Origin of the sequence: Butyricimonas faecihominis (assembly GCF_033096445.1) — a bacterium.
Taxonomy (GTDB): Bacteria; Bacteroidota; Bacteroidia; order Bacteroidales; family Marinifilaceae; genus Butyricimonas; species Butyricimonas faecihominis.
Map to the genome: position 1 here is coordinate 3,010,761 of NZ_AP028155.1, position 17,937 is coordinate 3,028,697.

Annotated in this window: 17 protein-coding genes, 1 tRNA gene and 1 pseudogene; 13 read left to right on the plus strand and 6 right to left on the minus strand. The window is 42.7% G+C overall.

The genetic code is table 11. From position 1 onward, the window contains the following. Window positions 1–13 precede the first annotated feature (13 nt). Both R8806_RS12480 and R8806_RS12485 read right to left on the minus strand, forming a co-directional pair. Window positions 14–1,222 carry a FecR family protein gene (locus R8806_RS12480; RefSeq protein ID WP_164719824.1) on the minus strand — a complete coding sequence of 403 codons (1,209 nt, stop codon included), beginning with the start codon at window positions 1,220–1,222 and terminating at the stop codon, window positions 14–16. Between the two features lie 116 nt (window positions 1,223–1,338). Continuing rightward, window positions 1,339–1,881, minus strand: a complete 543-nt coding sequence (locus R8806_RS12485) for an RNA polymerase sigma factor (RefSeq protein WP_124316865.1) — start codon at window positions 1,879–1,881, stop codon at window positions 1,339–1,341. Window positions 1,882–2,387: 506 nt separating this feature from the next. On the opposite strand from R8806_RS12485, the gene R8806_RS12490 reads away from it, so the two are divergent. The 13 genes and pseudogenes from R8806_RS12490 (at window position 2,388) to R8806_RS12550 (ending at window position 12,643) form a co-directional block, all read left to right on the plus strand. Next, entirely contained in the window at window positions 2,388–3,173 is a 786-nt protein-coding gene (locus tag R8806_RS12490) for a TatD family hydrolase (RefSeq protein ID WP_124316864.1), read from the plus strand. Between the two features lie 84 nt (window positions 3,174–3,257). Further along, window positions 3,258–4,298 (plus strand): asparaginase, encoded by a 1,041-nt coding sequence (locus tag R8806_RS12495; RefSeq protein WP_124316863.1) that lies wholly within the window; start codon window positions 3,258–3,260, stop codon window positions 4,296–4,298. 128 nt (window positions 4,299–4,426) lie between these two features. Next, entirely contained in the window at window positions 4,427–5,245 is an 819-nt protein-coding gene (locus R8806_RS12500) for a MotA/TolQ/ExbB proton channel family protein (protein WP_124316862.1), read from the plus strand. Between the two features lie 33 nt (window positions 5,246–5,278). Continuing rightward, window positions 5,279–5,695 (plus strand): hypothetical protein, encoded by a 417-nt coding sequence (locus R8806_RS12505; RefSeq protein WP_229782998.1) that lies wholly within the window; start codon window positions 5,279–5,281, stop codon window positions 5,693–5,695. A gap of 26 nt (window positions 5,696–5,721) precedes the next feature. Continuing rightward, complete coding sequence (locus tag R8806_RS12510; RefSeq protein WP_124316861.1) at window positions 5,722–6,306, plus strand: ExbD/TolR family protein; 585 nt, start codon at window positions 5,722–5,724, stop codon at window positions 6,304–6,306. Beyond that, on the plus strand, window positions 6,306–6,773 hold the full coding sequence (locus tag R8806_RS12515) for an ExbD/TolR family protein (protein WP_118303269.1): 468 nt from the start codon (window positions 6,306–6,308) through the stop codon (window positions 6,771–6,773). Before R8806_RS12510 ends, R8806_RS12515 begins: the two co-directional genes overlap by 1 nt. A gap of 80 nt (window positions 6,774–6,853) precedes the next feature. Then, window positions 6,854–6,928: transfer RNA gene (locus tag R8806_RS12520), tRNA-Arg, on the plus strand. A 130-nt stretch (window positions 6,929–7,058) separates the two neighbouring features. Beyond that, complete coding sequence (locus tag R8806_RS12525; RefSeq protein ID WP_124316860.1) at window positions 7,059–7,646, plus strand: ORF6N domain-containing protein; 588 nt, start codon at window positions 7,059–7,061, stop codon at window positions 7,644–7,646. Between the two features lie 17 nt (window positions 7,647–7,663). Continuing rightward, on the plus strand, window positions 7,664–8,254 hold the full coding sequence (locus R8806_RS12530) for an ORF6N domain-containing protein (RefSeq protein ID WP_124316859.1): 591 nt from the start codon (window positions 7,664–7,666) through the stop codon (window positions 8,252–8,254). A 17-nt stretch (window positions 8,255–8,271) separates the two neighbouring features. Beyond that, window positions 8,272–8,867 (plus strand): annotated as a pseudogene (locus tag R8806_RS12535) (ORF6N domain-containing protein). A gap of 17 nt (window positions 8,868–8,884) precedes the next feature. Continuing rightward, window positions 8,885–9,481, plus strand: coding sequence for an ORF6N domain-containing protein (locus tag R8806_RS12540; RefSeq protein WP_124316858.1), 597 nt, complete (start codon window positions 8,885–8,887; stop codon window positions 9,479–9,481). Between the two features lie 4 nt (window positions 9,482–9,485). After that, entirely contained in the window at window positions 9,486–10,076 is a 591-nt protein-coding gene (locus R8806_RS12545; RefSeq protein ID WP_124316857.1) for a type 1 glutamine amidotransferase family protein, read from the plus strand. An 86-nt stretch (window positions 10,077–10,162) separates the two neighbouring features. Further along, window positions 10,163–12,643, plus strand: coding sequence for an ATP-binding protein (locus R8806_RS12550; protein ID WP_124316856.1), 2,481 nt, complete (start codon window positions 10,163–10,165; stop codon window positions 12,641–12,643). 14 nt (window positions 12,644–12,657) lie between these two features. Here the strand turns inward: R8806_RS12550 and R8806_RS12555 are convergent, their stop codons facing one another. From R8806_RS12555 to argB, 4 genes are all read right to left on the minus strand, one after another. Beyond that, window positions 12,658–13,992, minus strand: a complete 1,335-nt coding sequence (locus R8806_RS12555; RefSeq protein WP_124316855.1) for a sigma-54-dependent transcriptional regulator — start codon at window positions 13,990–13,992, stop codon at window positions 12,658–12,660. 485 nt (window positions 13,993–14,477) lie between these two features. After that, window positions 14,478–15,821, minus strand: a complete 1,344-nt coding sequence (argH, locus tag R8806_RS12560) for an argininosuccinate lyase (RefSeq protein WP_124317598.1) — start codon at window positions 15,819–15,821, stop codon at window positions 14,478–14,480. Between the two features lie 289 nt (window positions 15,822–16,110). Next, window positions 16,111–17,160, minus strand: coding sequence for a M20 family metallo-hydrolase (locus tag R8806_RS12565; RefSeq protein ID WP_124317599.1), 1,050 nt, complete (start codon window positions 17,158–17,160; stop codon window positions 16,111–16,113). Next, the gene (gene argB / locus R8806_RS12570; protein WP_124317600.1) at window positions 17,139–17,936 is read right to left on the minus strand and encodes an acetylglutamate kinase; all 798 of its coding nucleotides are present in this window, start codon (window positions 17,934–17,936) and stop codon (window positions 17,139–17,141) included. The genes R8806_RS12565 and argB overlap by 22 nt, the downstream gene beginning before the upstream one ends. Between the last annotated feature and the right edge of the window lies 1 nt (window position 17,937).

Here is a 17,937-nt window from a genome sequence, read left to right on the forward strand (position 1 = left end):
CCATTTCCTGCCTTTATCTACCTCGTTGTATTTTCAGCACTTTTCCCTCTTTCGTTATCTTTATTTTGCCGTTCAATTCAAAAATATTCAACAAGGGTTCTATCGTTTCGAGACGACTCATGTTAAAACCGAAATGTAAATCCTTGACACTCTCATCCTCGTACACCACAGTCATATCATACCATCGTTCCACGACTCGCATGATCTCTTCCAAACGAACATCCCGGAACCGGAACATACCATCCTTCCAAGCCGTATAATAATTCACGTCCACTTTCCTAACTTCCACGCCTCCAGATGTCTGATCTAACACCAACTGTTCATTAGGCCATAATGTTCTTGCCGCTCCAATACACTTACCAGAGATGGAAACAACCCCCTCAACCAATGTTGTCGTGATCACATGTTCATCGGCGTACGCCGTGACATTAAATTTCGTTCCTAACACTGTGATCTCATACCCCCCGGTCTTCACGATGAAAGGGACATCTTTGTTCTTAGTTACCTCGAAAAAAGCTTCTCCACACACTTCCACTTCCCGGCATTTTTCAGAAAAACGTTCCGGGAAACGCACCTTCGTCATGGAATTCAGATAAACAAGCGTTCCGTCACTCAACACTAATTGATACTCCCCTCCTTTCGGCACGATCACCTCGTTATATCTTAAAGAGTCCATCGGAGCCTGATTTCCTGTATTTTTATAGGAAAGAGTTTTTCCCTCGTTATTAATGACTGTATTTTCCCCACGCGATATAACCCCGGATCTCGCAACCAAATCAACCACCTCCCCCGAAGGCAACACCAGCTCTGCCCGGGTTCCCCCGGGAGTGATTGCATTCAGATCCGCCAAAGAGACGGTCTCCTCTCCCGAATGAAGAACGCCATAAACAGCAACACCCAAGGGGATCAACAAAACTGCCGCGTAACGTAAAAACACTCGCCGGCGCATCGCCTTCTTCTCTGTTTTCCTTAATTTTTTCGAGTATCCCTGCCAACCGGAAACTTTATCAAAAGTCGTGAAATGTTTTTGTTTCGATTCCCTCCCCTCCCGATCAACGATCCGATCATACAATTGACGATTCCGCTCGGAAGTCTCCCGCCAATCATCCAAAGCCCGCTGTTCTTCATCAGACAACTCCCCCGCCATGGCTTTTGCGATCCAAGAGGCTAGCAAAAACGGATTTCCCGTCCATTCTTCGTTATATTCATTTTTTCGTTCCATGTTCATTTATCGGCACGTAATATTATTTTTATACTATTACAACACGAAAAATGGAATTTATGGGGAACGAAAAATTCACTTTTTTGAAAGAAAAAACAAACAGCTCTAAAAATCAGCTATTTATTCAGGAGGAAAATAAAAACCAAATAATAATATTCTCGCAAAATCTCGCGCAATTTCTTGTACGCTATTTTCTTTAACGTATGCACGGAACTCTCGGCAATTCCCAGCTGTCCGGCAATCTCGCTATTTTTCAAGCCATCCAAAGACAACAAAATCACTTGTCGGGTTTGGTGAGGTAAGGATTCCACGGCATTATAAAACATTCGATAGGCCTCTTCCTCTACCAGCGTCTCCGTGTAAAATTCAAGAGATTCAACCACGGAAAGATCCTCCCGCCTCAACTTGTAATCGCGTATATAGTTCAAACAATCATTCCGCACTATGGTATAAAGGAACGATTTCACCTTGAAATAATTATCAAACCCCTCCCGTTTATTCCAGAATTTCACGAACCCTTCCTGAACAATATCGGCAGATAAGGCATCGTCTTTCAAATAGGTGGACGCAAAAACGCACAAGGCTTGATAAAATTTATCAAACAGTTTTTTAAATACTTGCTCGTCTATCCGCAACGAGCTCTCGTTTTCCACGTCCATACAAATGCTTTCTTTTGTTATTAAACACAAACCTAATGAAAAATATGACAAGCAGCAAACTCATGCCATAAAAAAAAACTTGCCGCCCGTCTCTATACCCGTTCATTTCCGGACATAAAACAATAAAGATAACGTGATTATTGTTAAGAAACTTCGAAGAGATAGATCCCGCAGACCCGGAATAGCATCCCTTATCCCGGGTCTTTACCGGGGATATAATGGCCCGAAATTTTATTCTTGAGCGTGAATAGCCTCGTTATTAACCCGGTTGACGGGATATTCGAGTATGTTATTTTTGTTTTCCATCTGTTAAAATGGCGGCGATAATCGGGCGAGCATCGGGCGACAATCGGGCGATGGCGCCTAACAGCCTCCCAATAGTCGCCCTACCGCCATGTAACGGACATGGATAACCCCGGGAAAAAGGATGCTAAACACTCCTAGTTGCCAATCCATAAACAATTCACTACTTTCGCGACAAGAAGAATGACACTTATATCACAAATATGTTTATAGATACTCACTCACACATCTATGCCGAAGAGTTCGACAATGACAGGGAAGAAGTTATTCAACGGGCGTTAGCAGCCAACGTCCGACAGATTGTACTGCCGGATATTGACAACACGACCCGGCAAGCAATGTTATCACTGGCGCAAGCCCACCCGGACATGATGTACCCCACGCTGGGTGTACACCCGACTTCCGTAAACGAATCCTACAAAACGGAAATGCAACTTTTCGAGAAATTACTAAGCCAAGAAACAATACACGGAATCGGAGAGTGTGGAATTGATCTTTACTGGGATAAAACATTTTACAAGGAACAAATTATTGTCTTCGAACGACAATTAAACATCGCCCGGGAAATGGATTTGCCCGTTATCATCCATTCGAGAGACTCGCTAATGGAAATATTCACCGTGTTAAAAAGACAACACTATAACATGAAAGGTATACTCCACTGTTTCCCCGGCACGGAAGAAGATGCCCGTCGGGCAATAGACTTAGGTTTTCTACTGGGGATCGGTGGTGTCGTTACCTTCAAAAAATCATCCATGGCTGAAGTCGTGGAGAAAACCGGGGCAGAACACCTTGTATTAGAAACGGATGCTCCCTATCTTGCCCCCGTTCCCTACCGGGGTAAACGCAATGAAAGTAGTTATATTACGTGTATAGCCGCTAAAATTGCTGAAATTCTAGGGATCGACACGAAAAAAGTCGAGGAAATAACAACGAATAATGCAATGAATTTATTTAATTTGCACGTCAGTAGTGCGAACTGTTCATAGAAAAGATGCAGACAGGTAATTTACTGACGAAAAGTGCAGAGGGAGCTTAAAGCTTGTAATGTTTTAGTTTTTAACTTAGTGCGTATGACAAAACCCGTGTTAATCATATATACCGGAGGTACAATCGGGATGGTAAACGATCCCGAAACTGGGGCGTTATGCCCTTTCAATTTTGACCAGATCGCTTGCGAGGTTCCGGAAATCAAAGAATTTGGATTCACGATAGATAGTTACACCTTACCGGAAATCATAGATTCCTCAGATCTCCAACCACAATTGTGGAAAGACCTCTGTTCAATCATCTTGAAAAATTACGATGATTACCGGGGATTTGTTGTCCTGCATGGAACGGACACCATGGCCTACTCGGCCGCGGCCTTGAGTTTCATGTTAAATAACTTGACCAAACCCGTGATCTTTACCGGTTCCCAGCTACCTATCGGGAAAATCAGAACGGACGGGAAAGAAAACCTGATCGCGGCCATTGAAATAGCAGCCGCTTACGATCAAGAAAAGGCCATTGTCCCGGAAGTCTGCATCCTGTTCGGGGATAAACTATTCCGAGGAAACCGGACGACAAAAATAAACGCGGAAAGTTTCGATGCCTTCCAGTCATTCAACTACCCGGCATTGGCAAACATCGGGATACATATTCATTACGATTACAGTGCAATCGATTACACCCTGCGAACGGAACCCGTAAGTGCATTCTGTGACGTGGACACGAATATCGCCATATTGAAAATATTCCCGGGTATGAGACCGGAAGTGATTGACGCAGTAACAGGGATTCCCGGGTTAAAAGGAATCATTCTGGAAACATACGGGTCAGGCAACGCTCCCACGAATAAAGTTTTTCTTAACAAGATCAAGGAAGTACTATCCAAGGGAATTTTCGTGTATAACGTCACCCAATGTCAAGGTGGGAGCGTCGAGATGGGTAAGTATGAAACAAGTAGAGAGCTACTTAACGCGGGAGTCATCAGCGGTCACGACATTACCACGGAAGCCGCTGTATGCAAAATGATGTATGTACTGGGCAAATATAAAGACACTAACGAAATAAAAAAATATTTAAATAACGGCTTAAAGGGAGAAATATCCCCCAAATATATTGGATTTTAACATTTTTTTTATACCTTGGTGCCCGATTTTAACCGGCACACGGTGTAAAACAAGAACGAAACAGCTTAAATAGATATTATAGAGTTAAATTTTAATTATTAATAAACTAAAAATCAGTTAAATTGATCATGAGAAAATTATTTGCACTAATAGCAGTTTTAGGAATGCTTACTATTGGAGCATCATCTATGCTAATGGCTCAAGAGAATGAAACAACTCAAACAGAGACCACTGAAACGACAGAAACTTATCAAGAAGAAGAGGAAACGACAGATCCTACCGTGTTAGAAGACGAATCACAAATCGAAAGTACTTCTTTCCACGCTGCCTTGAAACAAAAATTCATCGAGGGAGGTGCCGCCTTCATGAGTTTCGTTATCTTGTGTTTGATCTTCGGTTTGGCTATCGCTATCGAAAGAGTCATTTACTTGAACTTGGCTTCTACCAACACGAAAAAATTAATTGTAAGTGTTGAAGATGCATTAAACAACGGTGGAGTTGAAGCTGCAAAAGAAGTTTGCCGCAACACGAGAGGCCCCATTGCAAGTATTTTCTATCAAGGGTTATGCCGCTATGATCAAGGAATCGACATGGTTGAAAAATCAGTTGTATCATACGGTTCTGTTCAAATGGGACTTTTGGAAAAAGGAATGTCTTGGATTAGTTTGTTTATTGGATTGGCCCCGATGTTAGGATTCTTGGGAACTGTAATCGGTATGATCGACGCCTTCGATAAGATTCAAGCAGCAGGAGATATCCAACCGTCATTGGTGGCTGGAGGTATCAAGGTTGCATTGATCACGACCGTGGGTGGTTTGATCGTGGCCATGATTCTTCAAGTATTCTACAACTACTGTATTGCTAAGATTGAAAGTATTGTTAATGACATGGAAGACGCTTCCGTAACTTTATTAGACATTCTTGTCAAATACAATCAAAAACACTAAACCATGCAGAAAATAAACAAAATATTAAACATCATGACCATCGTAATGTTCGTCGTTACGATCGTGTTATTGGGGTTATTTTATTTTGGAGGCGAACTTCCAAACTCACAATATTCCACCCCGGTATACACGGAACAACTACTATGGTGGTCATATCTTTTATTTGGCGTTGCCATTGTTGCAGCGTTAATATTCCCGGTTGCTAGATTATTCACCAGACCAAAGGAAGCGATGAAGAGCTTTATTGCCCTTGCAGGGATCATTCTCCTCGTGTTAATCGCTTACTCGATGTCTGACGGAACTATCATGAATATTCCGGGATATAGCGGTGCGGACAACGTTCCGGGAACTTTAAAATTCACTGACACCATCCTAATCACAACTTATTTCTTGGGAATAGGAGCTATTGGTGCTATTGTTGTTACAGAAATTATTAGACGCGTTAGATAATTTTCCTGAAGGATAAAAAAGAGATTATGGCAAGAAAAAAAACACCAGAAATTAATGCCTCCTCCACCGCGGATATCGCATTTTTGCTGTTGACATTCTTCTTGATGACAACAACGATGGATGTGGATTCGGGATTATTCAGACGGTTACCACCGATGCCGCCACCAGATCAGGTGATTGCACCTCCTGTTGCCAAACGTAATATATTACAAGTGTTGGTAAACAAGAACGATTTGTTGGCCGTGAACGGGGAACTGATGCAAATTGAGAACCTGAAGGAAAAGGCTAAAGAGTTTATTTTGAACCCGCAAAACAGAGAAGATTTACCGAGTAAAGTTGTTAAGGAAATTCCTTTCTTCGGACAAGCTGAAGTTTCAAGAGGAATTATCTCTCTTCAAAGTGACCGAGGAACTTCATACAAAATGTATATTGCCGTTCAAGATGAACTGACAGCAGCATATAATGAAATTAGGGATATGAAAGCCATGGAAAAATGGGGTAAGAAATATAGCGAACTCACGGAAGAACAAATGGACGCTGTGAGAAAACTTGTTCCTACCGCTATATCCGAGGCTGAACCTAAAAACATCGGGAAAGGAGGAAAGAAGTAATGGCTAAATTTAGAAAAGAAGGCGGAAAAGAGACCCCTGCAATTTCAACAGCGTCTCTACCGGACATCGTGTTCATGCTATTATTCTTCTTCATGGTTAGTACCACGATGCGAGAAGTTCTCGTGATGGTTGATAACGGTATGCCCGAAGCAAAAGAGATTAGCAAGCTAGAGAAAAAATCTTTGGTTAGTAATATCTTCATCGGAAAACCGAAAGACCAGTACGTGGCTACTTACGGAAGTGAACCTCGTATTCAGTTGAATGATAAGCTGGCAAACGTAAGTGAAATCAGTAGTTTCGTTGCCGCTGAACAAGAAACTCGTAAAGAGGAAGAACGGAACATGATCACGAATAACTTAAAAGTTGATCAGTTTACAAAAATGGGTATCGTAACCGACGTAAAACAAGAATTGCGTAAAGCGAATTCTTTACGTGTAAGCTACGCTACTCGTAAAAAGGTAAAATAGTTTATCTATTATACATTAAAAAAGGGAGCAAATTGCTCCCTTTTTTTAAAAATTTGATTAGCTTTGCACTCGGATAATATGGTCCCCTAGTTCAATGGATAGAATGAAGGATTCCGGTTCCTTTGATATGGGTTCGAGTCCCGTGGGGATCACCACTTTACCACATAACCTGCTAAAACACAAAATGTTATAGCAGGTTGTTTTTTATATAGCCAATATATAAGCCAAAACAACAAACTATTCTCGTTTTTCCCTACATTTGTATAGAACAACACAAGCGTAATTATGGCTAACTTGCAAATCATACAAAGTAAAATATACGAGATCAGGGGCCAGAAAGTAATGTTAGATTTCGATCTGGCAGAGCTATATGGCATTGAAACTAGGGTACTTAAACAAGCAGTCAGACGTAATTCAGCACGTTTTGAAGGAGAAGATTTCATGTTTGAACTTACCAAAGAAGAAATTTCAAGATCACAAATTGTGATCTTGAACAAAGGAAGAGGATCCAACATAAAATATGCCCCTTTTGCTTTCACAGAATTAGGAGTAGCGATGCTTAGCAGTGTTCTTAATTCACCAACTGCCATCGAGATAAATAGGGGTATCATGCGAGCCTTTGTCGCAATGCGTCAATTAATACATACCTCTCCTGTTGATAATATCGGTGAACTAAAAAACGAATTAAAGGAACTGAAAGAATACATCGAAGATGTTTTTACTGACCAAAACGACATAAACGAAGACACTCGGATACAACTCGAATTAATAAATCAAACCTTAGCGGAACTGCAGACAAAAGACCGAGGATTTAAGGAAAGAAAAAGAATCGGGTACAAACTACCGGGATGTGAAGAGGAGGAAAAGAAATAAACAACACAAGCATAATCATGGATAATTTACAATTGATACAAAGCAAAATATACGAGATCAGAGGACGGAAGGTGATGTTGGATCGAGATTTCGCAGAGTTATACCAAGTCACAACAGGTAACTTGAACAAAGCTGTTCAAAGAAACATTAAAAGATTCCCTCCAGACTTTATGTTTCAGCTCACAAAGGAAGAATTTGATGAATTAAAAGCCAACTTGATCTTCCAAAATGGAATATCAAATTGGGGAGGAACTCGCAAATTTCCTTATGCATTCACGGAACAAGGGTTAGCGATGTTATCCGGAATTCTCAATAGTGATATAGCCATTAATGTAAATATCTCAATAATGCGGGCTTTTGTGGATATTCGCCAAATGATCGCCAGCCCAAAAACAAATAAGATCGATGAACTCGAAAAACGAATGGATGCAATAGAAAACTATATCGAAGAAGTGTTTTCCGACTATAACGACATTAACGACGATACCCGAATGCAACTCGAATTAATAAATCAAACTTTAGCGGAACTACAGACAAAAGACCGGGGATTTAAGGAAAGGAAACGGATTGGGTACCAGTTGCCGGGATGCGAAGAGGAAAAGAAATAAACAACACGAGCGTGATTATGGATAATTTACAATTGATACAAAGCAAAATATACGAGATTAGGGGACAGAAGGTGATGTTAGACTTCGACCTAGCAGAATGTACTGTGTCGAAACAAAACGCCTCAAAGAAGCCGTGAGGCGTAATATAGACAGGTTTGAAGGTGATGATTTTATGTTTGAGCTTACAAAAAAAGAAATAACCGAACTTTCAAGGACGCAATTTGCGACCTTGAACAAGGGACGTGGAAGCAATATAAAATATCTTCCTTTCGCTTTTACTGAACTCGGAGTAGCGATGCTTAGTAGCGTTTTGAACTCCAAGCCTGCGATAGAAATAAATAGGGGAATAATGCGGGCTTTCGTGGCAGTCCGGCAAATGCTGTCCAACCCCATAGAAAGCCGTGTTGAAAGGATCGAAACACAAGTAAAGGAACTCAAACAATACATGGAAGAGGTTCTAGTAGATCAAAATGACATCAATGATGATACCATGATTCAACTCGAATTAATAAATCAAACCTTAGCGGAACTGCAGACAAAAGACCGGGGATTTAAGGAAAGAAAAAGAATCGGATACAAACTACCGGGATGTGAAGAGGAGGAAAAGAAATAAACAACGCAAGCATAATCATGGATAATTTACAATTGATACAAAGCAAAATATACGAGATCAGAGGACGGAAGGTGATGTTGGATCGAGATTTGGCAGAGTTATACCAAGTCACAACAGGTAACTTGAACAAAGCTGTAAAGCGAAATCTCAAAAGATTTCCTCCCGATTTCATGTTTCAGTTAACAGCTGAAGAGTGGGAAGCTTTAAGATTCCAAATTGGAATCTTAAAGAATGGTAGAGGGGAACACACGAAATATCTACCGTATGCATTCACGGAACAAGGGTTAGCGATGTTATCCGGAATCCTCAATAGTGATATAGCCATTAATGTAAATATCTCAATAATGCGGGCTTTTGTGGCTATTCGCCAAATGATCGCCAGCCCCAAAACAAATAAGATCGATGAACTCGAAAAACGAATGGATGCGATAGAAAACTATATCGAAGAAGTGTTTTCCGACTACAACGACATTAACGACGATACCCGGATGCAACTTGAACTAATAAATCAAACCTTGGCGGAATTGCAGGTAAAAGACCGAGGATGCAAGGAAAGAAAACAGATCGGGTACAAGTTACCGGGATACGAAGAAGATGATAAAACTAAATATTAAAAGAATGGATAAAAAAGAAGTAATTTTTGTACTACTAAACAATTTTGCAGACTGGGAAGGTGCTTATATCTCCACCTGCCTAAATATGGGTGTCAAACCGGGATGTCCGATTAAATACAAGGTGAAAACGTTGTCACTATCCAAAGAACCCATTACCTCGATAGGTGGATTCAGGGTATTGCCGGATTATGATATTAACGACCTACCGGATGATCATGCAGGACTTATACTCATCGGCGGCATGAACTGGTTTTTGCCCGAGGCGAAACCCATCGCATCATTAGTGGAAAAAGCAATTGCGGAAAGCAAACTGGTTGCCGGAATCTGTAATGCCTCCGTGTATCTCGGAATGTATGGTTTCCTCAACCACGTAAAACATACAAGTAACACGCTGGATTACCTCAAACAATATGCAGGTACCCAGTACACGGGTGAAACTAATTACATAAACGACCAAGCTGTAAGAGACAATAACATAGTAACGGCTAACGGTAATGCCCCTTTGGAATTTTGCCGGGAGATTTTATATCAATTGAATGCCGCAACACCGGAAATTATAGAAGAGACTTATTCATTCTATAAAAACGAACTTTAAGGAGTAGCACATCAGCACGTCTAAAATAGTCAACCTTACTAATTGGTTGACTATTTTTTTATACATTTGCTATAAATCTGTTCGCTATGCAAAGACCTTTCAAATTTACCAAACTCAAACTCATCACGGGATATATCCTAATTCTCTTGTTAGGAGCAATTGCAATTGTCTTTATCTACAAACAAACCATTGCCTTAACCCAAAAAGGGAATGATGAAATCGTCATGCAACAAAAACTATTCATCATAAGTAACACGCTCACCAAACTATACGAGGCAGAAAATACCGGAATCGCCTTTTCCCAAACGGGAACACAAAAGAATTTTGACACCTATATGAAATTGATAGAGGACATCAAGGACAACATGGATACCTTGAAAAATCTATCCATCAGCTCGGAACAAAACCTGCGAATAGACACGATAAATACGCTTTTAGGCAAACGGATCAAGAATCTGAAAGACTTGTATTACGTCAAAAAATATTACATCCCAGAGGATTTCTACAACAAAACAATCGAAAAAATAGGCACGCTCAAAGATTCGGCAGATATCATCCCCGATCTCCGGGAAAAAATCATTACCGTCATTGACAGTAACTACATCATCCGGGAAAGAAAAGGATTATTCCGGACGAAAAGAGATTCCATCCTAAAAGTTGACACAACCCTCCATCGCATCGTTGACACGCTCAGTATGGTCACGACAAACAACAACACGGACACATTAATGAACGTGATTCGGGATTCATGGAGCCAGTACCAGCAGCAAAAGGAAGAGATCGATGCGGAAGTCTCCCGGCGAGAGGCGATCGTTATCCAAAGTGGTCAACACATCACGGAACGCCTCAAGCGAGTACTGAAAGACCTTGAAAAAGAAGAACTCGAAAACACGATGATTCGCTTGGAACAACAGCAAATCACGACACATCATCTCACCAGAACCATATCTTGGATCGCGATCATCGCTTGTGTGCTGGTGGTCTTCTTCGTCGTTCTTATTATCAATGACATCACGCAAAGTCAACGATACAGGCGGGAACTGGAAGCTGCAAAAACATACACGGAACGGTTGCTACATAACCGGGAGAAACTCATGCTGACTGTCACTCACGACATAAAATCCCCTCTAAGCTCCATCATCGGGTACATTGAACTACTAAATAACACCCAACTGGAGGAGCGACAGCACTATTTTCTCAAAAACATGAAGGGGACAGCCGAACATATCCTGCATCTTGCCAATAACATGCTTGATTTCTCCAAATTGGAATCCAATAAAATGGAGATCAACACGGTTCCATATAACCCGGGACGTCTGTTACAGGAGACGACGGATAGTTTCCTTCCTCTAGCGGCACAAAAGAGTCTGGAATTGAAAAGCGATATTAGCAACGCCCTGAACGGACTTTACCTCGGGGATTCCATGAAAGTTCGCCAAATCGTGGTTAATATCCTATCGAACGCCATAAAATACACCCGGGAAGGAAAGGTTTCTTTATCCGCCTTTATTTCCCCTACAAAAGACGACCAGTTTATCATTGTAATCAAAGACTCCGGGCCGGGAATGACGGAAGAGGAACAAGAACTGATCTTTAAAGAATTCACCCGCCTAACCCCGCAGCATAACAACGGGGCGGAAGGCACAGGTCTTGGCTTAACAATCACATTACAACTCGTTCATTTACTTGATGGTGAATTAACCCTCGAAAGTAAAAAAGGCGAGGGAAGTACCTTCACGGTTAAATTCCCGTTGATAAAGGCCACAGCACAAGAATCCCAACCGACAGAAACACCCTCTTCACCCCCGGTTAGGCATGAAGGGATGAAAGCCTTTATCATCGATGATGACATTCTTCAACTGACCGTCACGACAGAATTACTCCGAAAAGCAGGCATCCAGTGTGACACGTGTACGCACCCTCAAGAGGCACTATCCCGTTTGGAAAAAGGGAATTATAACATTGTTTTATCCGACATCCAGATGCCGGAAATGGACGGGTTCGAACTCGTGCAACAAATCCGAGAATCCCAAAACCAACAAATAAAAAGCCTTCCGGTAATTGCTCTGTCTGCCCGTGACGATATGCACGAAAAAGAGTATCAAGAAGCCGGCTTTTCAGCCTATCTAAATAAACCGTATACCCCGGAACAACTATATAGCAGGGTAAACGACCTGTTAGGATGTGCGATAGAAACCAAACAGCCGACAACACAAACCTCTGATAAAAACGCCCCTTACAATTTAGATATGATCATGGTCTTTGCCGACAATGACAAAGATGCCGCCAATCAAATTATCGGGTCTTTTATATCGGATTGCAAGACCAATTTCCAGCTATTGGCCCAACATCTGGAATCACATGAAACGGAACAGATTGCCAAGTTAGCACACAAAATGCTACCCATGTTCAAGCAACTAGCGATTAACGATGTCATTCCCTCGTTGCTTTTCCTGGAAAAAATGCCATTGGATACAGAGGAAAATAAAATAAGAGAGAGTATTGAAAAGATCCTGCAAGAAGGAAACAATGTTCTCCAATTACTGGAAAAAGAAACACGTCAATAATCTCTCAAAATATCTCATAAGTCCTCCAGACCGAAACTTTTTAATTTATTATACAATGTTTTCCTGTCTATCTGGAGCATACGGGCAGCCTCGCTCTTGTTGTTCCGGCATTTCTGCATGGCATCCTTGATCAGCTCGATTTCCATCTCCCGCCGTGTTGTAGATGTCCTTTCAGGCTCCACGGGCTTTTGCTCCAACTCCGGGGGCAAACAGGTCTTGGAAATCAAACTTCCCATACACAACAACGTCGCCCGTTTCACGATATTACGCATTTCCCGCAAATTCCCCGGCCACGAGTAAGTTCTAAAAATACGCATCACCTCCTCATCAAACCCGGTCACTTGTTTCCCCAGTTCCTCGTTCGCCTTATCCAAGAAATGATTGGCAAAAATCAGAATATCCTCTTTTCTCTCCCGAAGGGGCAATGCCTGAATGGAAAATTCATTCAAACGATGATACAAATCCTCGCGGAAACGACCACTCGCGACGGCCTCTTTGAGATTCTCATTCGTGGCTGAAATAATACGAACATCAAAAGGAATATCAACATTTCCGCCCACGGGATGTACTTTACGCTCTTCGAGTGCGCGCAACAACTGAACTTGCACGTCATAAGGCAAATTACCAATCTCATCCAAGAAAATAGTCCCCCCCGATGCGGTCACGAAATACCCCTGTTTATCGGTAACGGCACCCGTGAAAGAACCCTTAATATGCCCGAAGAACTCACTCGCAGCAAGGTCCTTCGGTATTGCCCCACAATCAACCGCCACGAAAGGCCCGTCCTTCCGGTTACTCATCGAGTGAATCAGGCGAGCGATATACTCTTTACCCGTACCACTCTCCCCGTTAATCAAAACCGTCATCGTGGTAGGCCCCACCAGATGAATATATTCATATTGCCGATCGGCACCTTCACTCACTCCTTTTATATAGGAAAAGCTCGTCGTTTTCGCTTTTGCAGGAACAGACTTGGCAACGGGTTCTGCCTCCAACTTCAAAGCTTCCTGCAACTTTTTAAGAATCTCATCCGGGATAACAGGCTTGGCCACGTAGTCAAAAGCCCCCAGTTTAATCGCCGTGACCGCGGTCTGTATATCGGCATACCCTGTCATCAGAAGCACCTGTGTTTCCGGTGTTTTCTCCTTGATCACCCGCAGCAAATCGATCCCGTCCTTATCCGGCAAACGCAAATCCGTCAACACGAGATCGAATCCTGCTTTATCCAATTGTTTTACAGCGTCCTTGTAGGAAAAAGCAGTATCTACCTCAAATCCACGTTTTTCCAACCATTTTCTCAGCATGATACAAAATGTTGTATCGTCATCCACGATTAAAATCTTTGCCATAAGTCGATTTATTTCTAACACGAAAATAGCCTTAATCGACTAAACAAAAAAGTTTTTAACGGAATTTAGGAAAAGAAAGCAGGTAACCCTCTGGAAAAGAGATACCTGCTTGAAACAAATGTAATAAATCTCCTCAAACCTCCAACTACACGAATAAAACTCCCGCTCTTACTAACGGATATTGACGTATATCCGTCGTGTTTATATTAATAATTGTCTATCATCAAGATGATTAGGTTCACTCTACTTCATTTCAGGTTCTGCTAAAAAATGCGGTAACAAAAGTCCCGAAATAGCTATTACGATAAAAAATATACAAATTCCCATAACCAATCAATTTTAATCATTCAACCATTTGCTTATAGTATAGAGAATTGTATGCCACCACAAAACAGAATATACAATTACAAAATAATCAACTACTTATACAGTAATCTTAATAAATAAGTATGTGGAAAAATGTGGAACAAGTGTGGAAAAAATCCCTATAACCTGTTCCCCAACAGACCTTCTATCGCCTCACGAACCGTAGTAATGTCCCACTCAGATACTCTTTGCTCGAATTTACTTTTAATCTCCGTCAAGCAAAGATTACCCATACTTCCCTCGTGCGTATGATGAATTTCCCGTACCCCATCTCGATAACTCCCCTCTTGAATTTGCATTCCGATTTCCCGGTAAGCCTCCCGAAACGGGATTCCGGCCATTACCCGTTCATTCACATCCTCCACGGAAAAAATATAGGCATAACGAGGATCTCGTAAAACATCCCGTTTCACATCCATCTCCTGCAACACGAGATGAGCCATAAAAAGGGAATCGTTCAACTCTTGAAAAGCGGGTAAAAATAACTCCTTGGTCAATTGCATATCCCGAAAATACCCGGAAGTCAGGTTCGTACAGATCATAGCCATTTGCATGGGGAGCGATTGCAAGTGATTACATTTCGCCCGGATCAACTCGAATATATCCGGGTTCTTCTTGTGCGGCATGATACTGGACCCCGTTGTGTACTTATCCGGCAAACGTACAAAACCGAAATTACTACAAGCGAAAAGACAAACATCGGCAGCCAAACGTCCCAGAGTCGTCGCCACGGCAGCCAGCCCGAATAACACGTTCTTTTCCATCTTTCCCCTCTGCATCTGGGCATAAACCACGTTATAAGCCAAACTTGAAAATCCGAGCAAATCAGTCGTCATTTGCCGATTCAAAGCAATCGACGAGCCATACCCCGCCCCGGAACCAAGAGGATTCGTGTTCACCATATCGTAAGCCGCCTTCAACGCCAACAAATCGTCAGCAAGCGATTCGGCATAAGCACCAAACCACAAGCCGAAAGAAGAAGGCATGGCCACCTGCAAATGCGTGTAACCGGGAATCAACACATCTTTATTCTCCCCTGCCCGTCGTATCAACAAATCAAACAAACGTTCTATATGTTCCAACGTTTCGAATATCGCCTCCCGGGTAAATAACTTCAAATCGAGTAACACTTGATCATTCCGGGAACGTCCCGTGTGAATCTTTTTCCCCGCATCCCCACATTCCCGCACCAGCAATAACTCGATCTGAGAATGCACGTCTTCAATTCCCTCTCCTATCACGAACTCGCCCCTTTCCACCATTTCGTGAATATCAACCAATGCCCGCTGCAAAGATTTATATTCCGCCTCGTTCACCAAGCCCACGGTATGTAACATTTTCAAATGAGCCAAATTCCCGATGACATCGGCCCCCGCCAGCATAACATCCAGCTCCCGGTCTTTCCCTATCGTAAATAATTCCGTAAAACCATCTATATCATATCCTTTATCCCAAAGCTTCATTCCATTTTAAATTTTAAATTCCAGCCACACAAGGCCAACGCCTTCTGATTTTCTACTTTTATCTTTTCAACTAGAGGGTGTGTCAAAAGGTATTTTATCCTCAAGAAACTCCTCCGTCACTTCGTGCCACCTCCTCTATAAACAGAGGAGGAGTTGGTGACTCTTACCGAAAAAAGGGAGTATTTCAACTCTCCCTCTGTTTATAGAGGGAGTACCCCGAAGGGGGGAGGGAGTTTGAAAAATGACTTTTGACACATTCTCTAGTTTTTATCTTTTAGCTTGTTTAGAACTATAATTCAACATATTGAATAATAGATTTAAACCATTTAATCCCCTCCCGTATTTCTTCCAAACGAATATATTCATTTGCCGTGTGCGAGCGAGCGCTATTCCCGGGGCCTATTTTCAGTGAGGGGCATGGAATCACCGCCTGATTCGATGTCGTCGGGGAACCGTAAGGAGATAACCCCAACTCGATGCATCGTTTCACCATCGGGTGAGAAGGCGAAACGGAAGATGAGTTCAGTGAAAAAGAGCGAGGGATCACATCGCATCTCACGTGATCACGGATCGTATCAAATATTTCCTGGTTTGTGTAAAGTTCATTTACCCGTACATCCACCATGAAATGACAAGTTGCAGGAACCATGTTATGCAGGGTTCCCGCCTCGATCCCCGTTACGCTCATTTTCACCGGACCCAACAATTCCGAAATCTTTTCGAACCGATACGTACGAAACCAATGTATATCTTCCATTGCCTCATAAATAGCATTCACTCCTTCCTCCCTTGCGGCGTGTCCCGCTTTTCCCCGGGCGTAACCATCCAACACCATCAACCCCTTCTCCGCTATCGCCGGACACATTCCCGTAGGCTCTCCCACAAGGGCAAAATCAACCCGACCAAGCTCCGGAAACACGCTTTGAATCCCGCCACTCCCCGTGTTCTCCTCTTCCGCGGATGCCAAGAATATCAGATTACATGGCAAACTCCCGGATGCCAATTCAACAAAAACCGCCAGCATTGAGACAAGACTTCCCCCCGTGTCATTACTTCCCAAACCGAACAACTTTCCCTCCTTCACAACCGGCGTAAAAGGGTCACTGTCCCAAATCCCGTTAGGACGCACGGTATCCAAGTGTGCATCGAGTAATAACGTGGGCTTCGCGTCATCGAAATTCTTTGAACGACTCCACACGTTATTACCTTTGCGATGCACGTCGAACCTATATCTTTTCAACACATCGGCAATCAAATCAGCCACCTTGTCTTCTTGCTTACTGAAAGAAGGGATGGATATAATTTGTTTTAAAAGTTCTATTGCTCCACTCGCGTCCATTGTTTTTCCAATATTATCCTAGTTCCCGCATCCGGTTGGCCCAAATCATCCGGATGAATCAACCGAACCGCCTGCACCCCGTTAGAAACAGATTTAAAAGCGTTATCCAACTTGGGGATCATGCCGGAATGAATCATCCCGCTTTGCTTATATTTTTCATACAAAGACGGGGTAAGACAAGGAATCACGGAACCTTCATCCCCGACATCCGTCAACACCCCCTTTTTATCAAAACAATAGATCAACTCCACGTCATAGCACATCCCCAGCGTCTCCGCCACCGCCGCCGCGATCCCGTCCGCATTCGAATTCAACAACACCCCTTTCCCGTCATGCGTGATCGGAGAAATAACAGGCACCACCCCGGCTTGTAACAATAATTCGAGCCCCCCCATACGCACCAGTCGGACATCCCCCACATATCCCCAATCAATACTCTGCCCTTCCCGCCGATCGGCTTTCACCAGATTCAGGTCGCACCCGGAAAGTCCACAAGCATTCACTCCCAAAGCCTGCAAACGAGCAACCAGCGTTTTGTTGATCCACCCGGCATAAACCATCACCGTGACTTCCAGAGTCTCCCGATCGGTCACCCGTCTCCCATCAATCATTTTGCGGGGAATCCCCAATCGTTCCGCGAGCTGCCCGGCAAAAGTCCCGCCACCATGCACGATAACAAAAGGGGAAGTCATCGATGCAAACTTCCGGCACAACCGGTTCAGCAGTCCCGCATCCTCGATCAAAGCACCCCCGATTTTTATGACTTTACATTTCATC

Coding starts and splice junctions, on each gene's coding strand:
- R8806_RS12480 (WP_164719824.1), bottom strand. CDS start 1,222: ATGGAACGAAAAAATGAATATAACGAAGAATGGACGGGAAATCCGTTT.
- R8806_RS12485 (WP_124316865.1), bottom strand. CDS start 1,881: ATGGACGTGGAAAACGAGAGCTCGTTGCGGATAGACGAGCAAGTATTT.
- R8806_RS12490 (WP_124316864.1), top strand. CDS start 2,388: ATGTTTATAGATACTCACTCACACATCTATGCCGAAGAGTTCGACAAT.
- R8806_RS12495 (WP_124316863.1), top strand. CDS start 3,258: ATGACAAAACCCGTGTTAATCATATATACCGGAGGTACAATCGGGATG.
- R8806_RS12500 (WP_124316862.1), top strand. CDS start 4,427: ATGAGAAAATTATTTGCACTAATAGCAGTTTTAGGAATGCTTACTATT.
- R8806_RS12505 (WP_229782998.1), top strand. CDS start 5,279: ATGACCATCGTAATGTTCGTCGTTACGATCGTGTTATTGGGGTTATTT.
- R8806_RS12510 (WP_124316861.1), top strand. CDS start 5,722: ATGGCAAGAAAAAAAACACCAGAAATTAATGCCTCCTCCACCGCGGAT.
- R8806_RS12515 (WP_118303269.1), top strand. CDS start 6,306: ATGGCTAAATTTAGAAAAGAAGGCGGAAAAGAGACCCCTGCAATTTCA.
- R8806_RS12525 (WP_124316860.1), top strand. CDS start 7,059: ATGGCTAACTTGCAAATCATACAAAGTAAAATATACGAGATCAGGGGC.
- R8806_RS12530 (WP_124316859.1), top strand. CDS start 7,664: ATGGATAATTTACAATTGATACAAAGCAAAATATACGAGATCAGAGGA.
- R8806_RS12540 (WP_124316858.1), top strand. CDS start 8,885: ATGGATAATTTACAATTGATACAAAGCAAAATATACGAGATCAGAGGA.
- R8806_RS12545 (WP_124316857.1), top strand. CDS start 9,486: ATGGATAAAAAAGAAGTAATTTTTGTACTACTAAACAATTTTGCAGAC.
- R8806_RS12550 (WP_124316856.1), top strand. CDS start 10,163: ATGCAAAGACCTTTCAAATTTACCAAACTCAAACTCATCACGGGATAT.
- R8806_RS12555 (WP_124316855.1), bottom strand. CDS start 13,992: ATGGCAAAGATTTTAATCGTGGATGACGATACAACATTTTGTATCATG.
- argH (WP_124317598.1), bottom strand. CDS start 15,821: ATGAAGCTTTGGGATAAAGGATATGATATAGATGGTTTTACGGAATTA.
- R8806_RS12565 (WP_124317599.1), bottom strand. CDS start 17,160: ATGGACGCGAGTGGAGCAATAGAACTTTTAAAACAAATTATATCCATC.
- argB (WP_124317600.1), bottom strand. CDS start 17,936: ATGAAATGTAAAGTCATAAAAATCGGGGGTGCTTTGATCGAGGATGCG.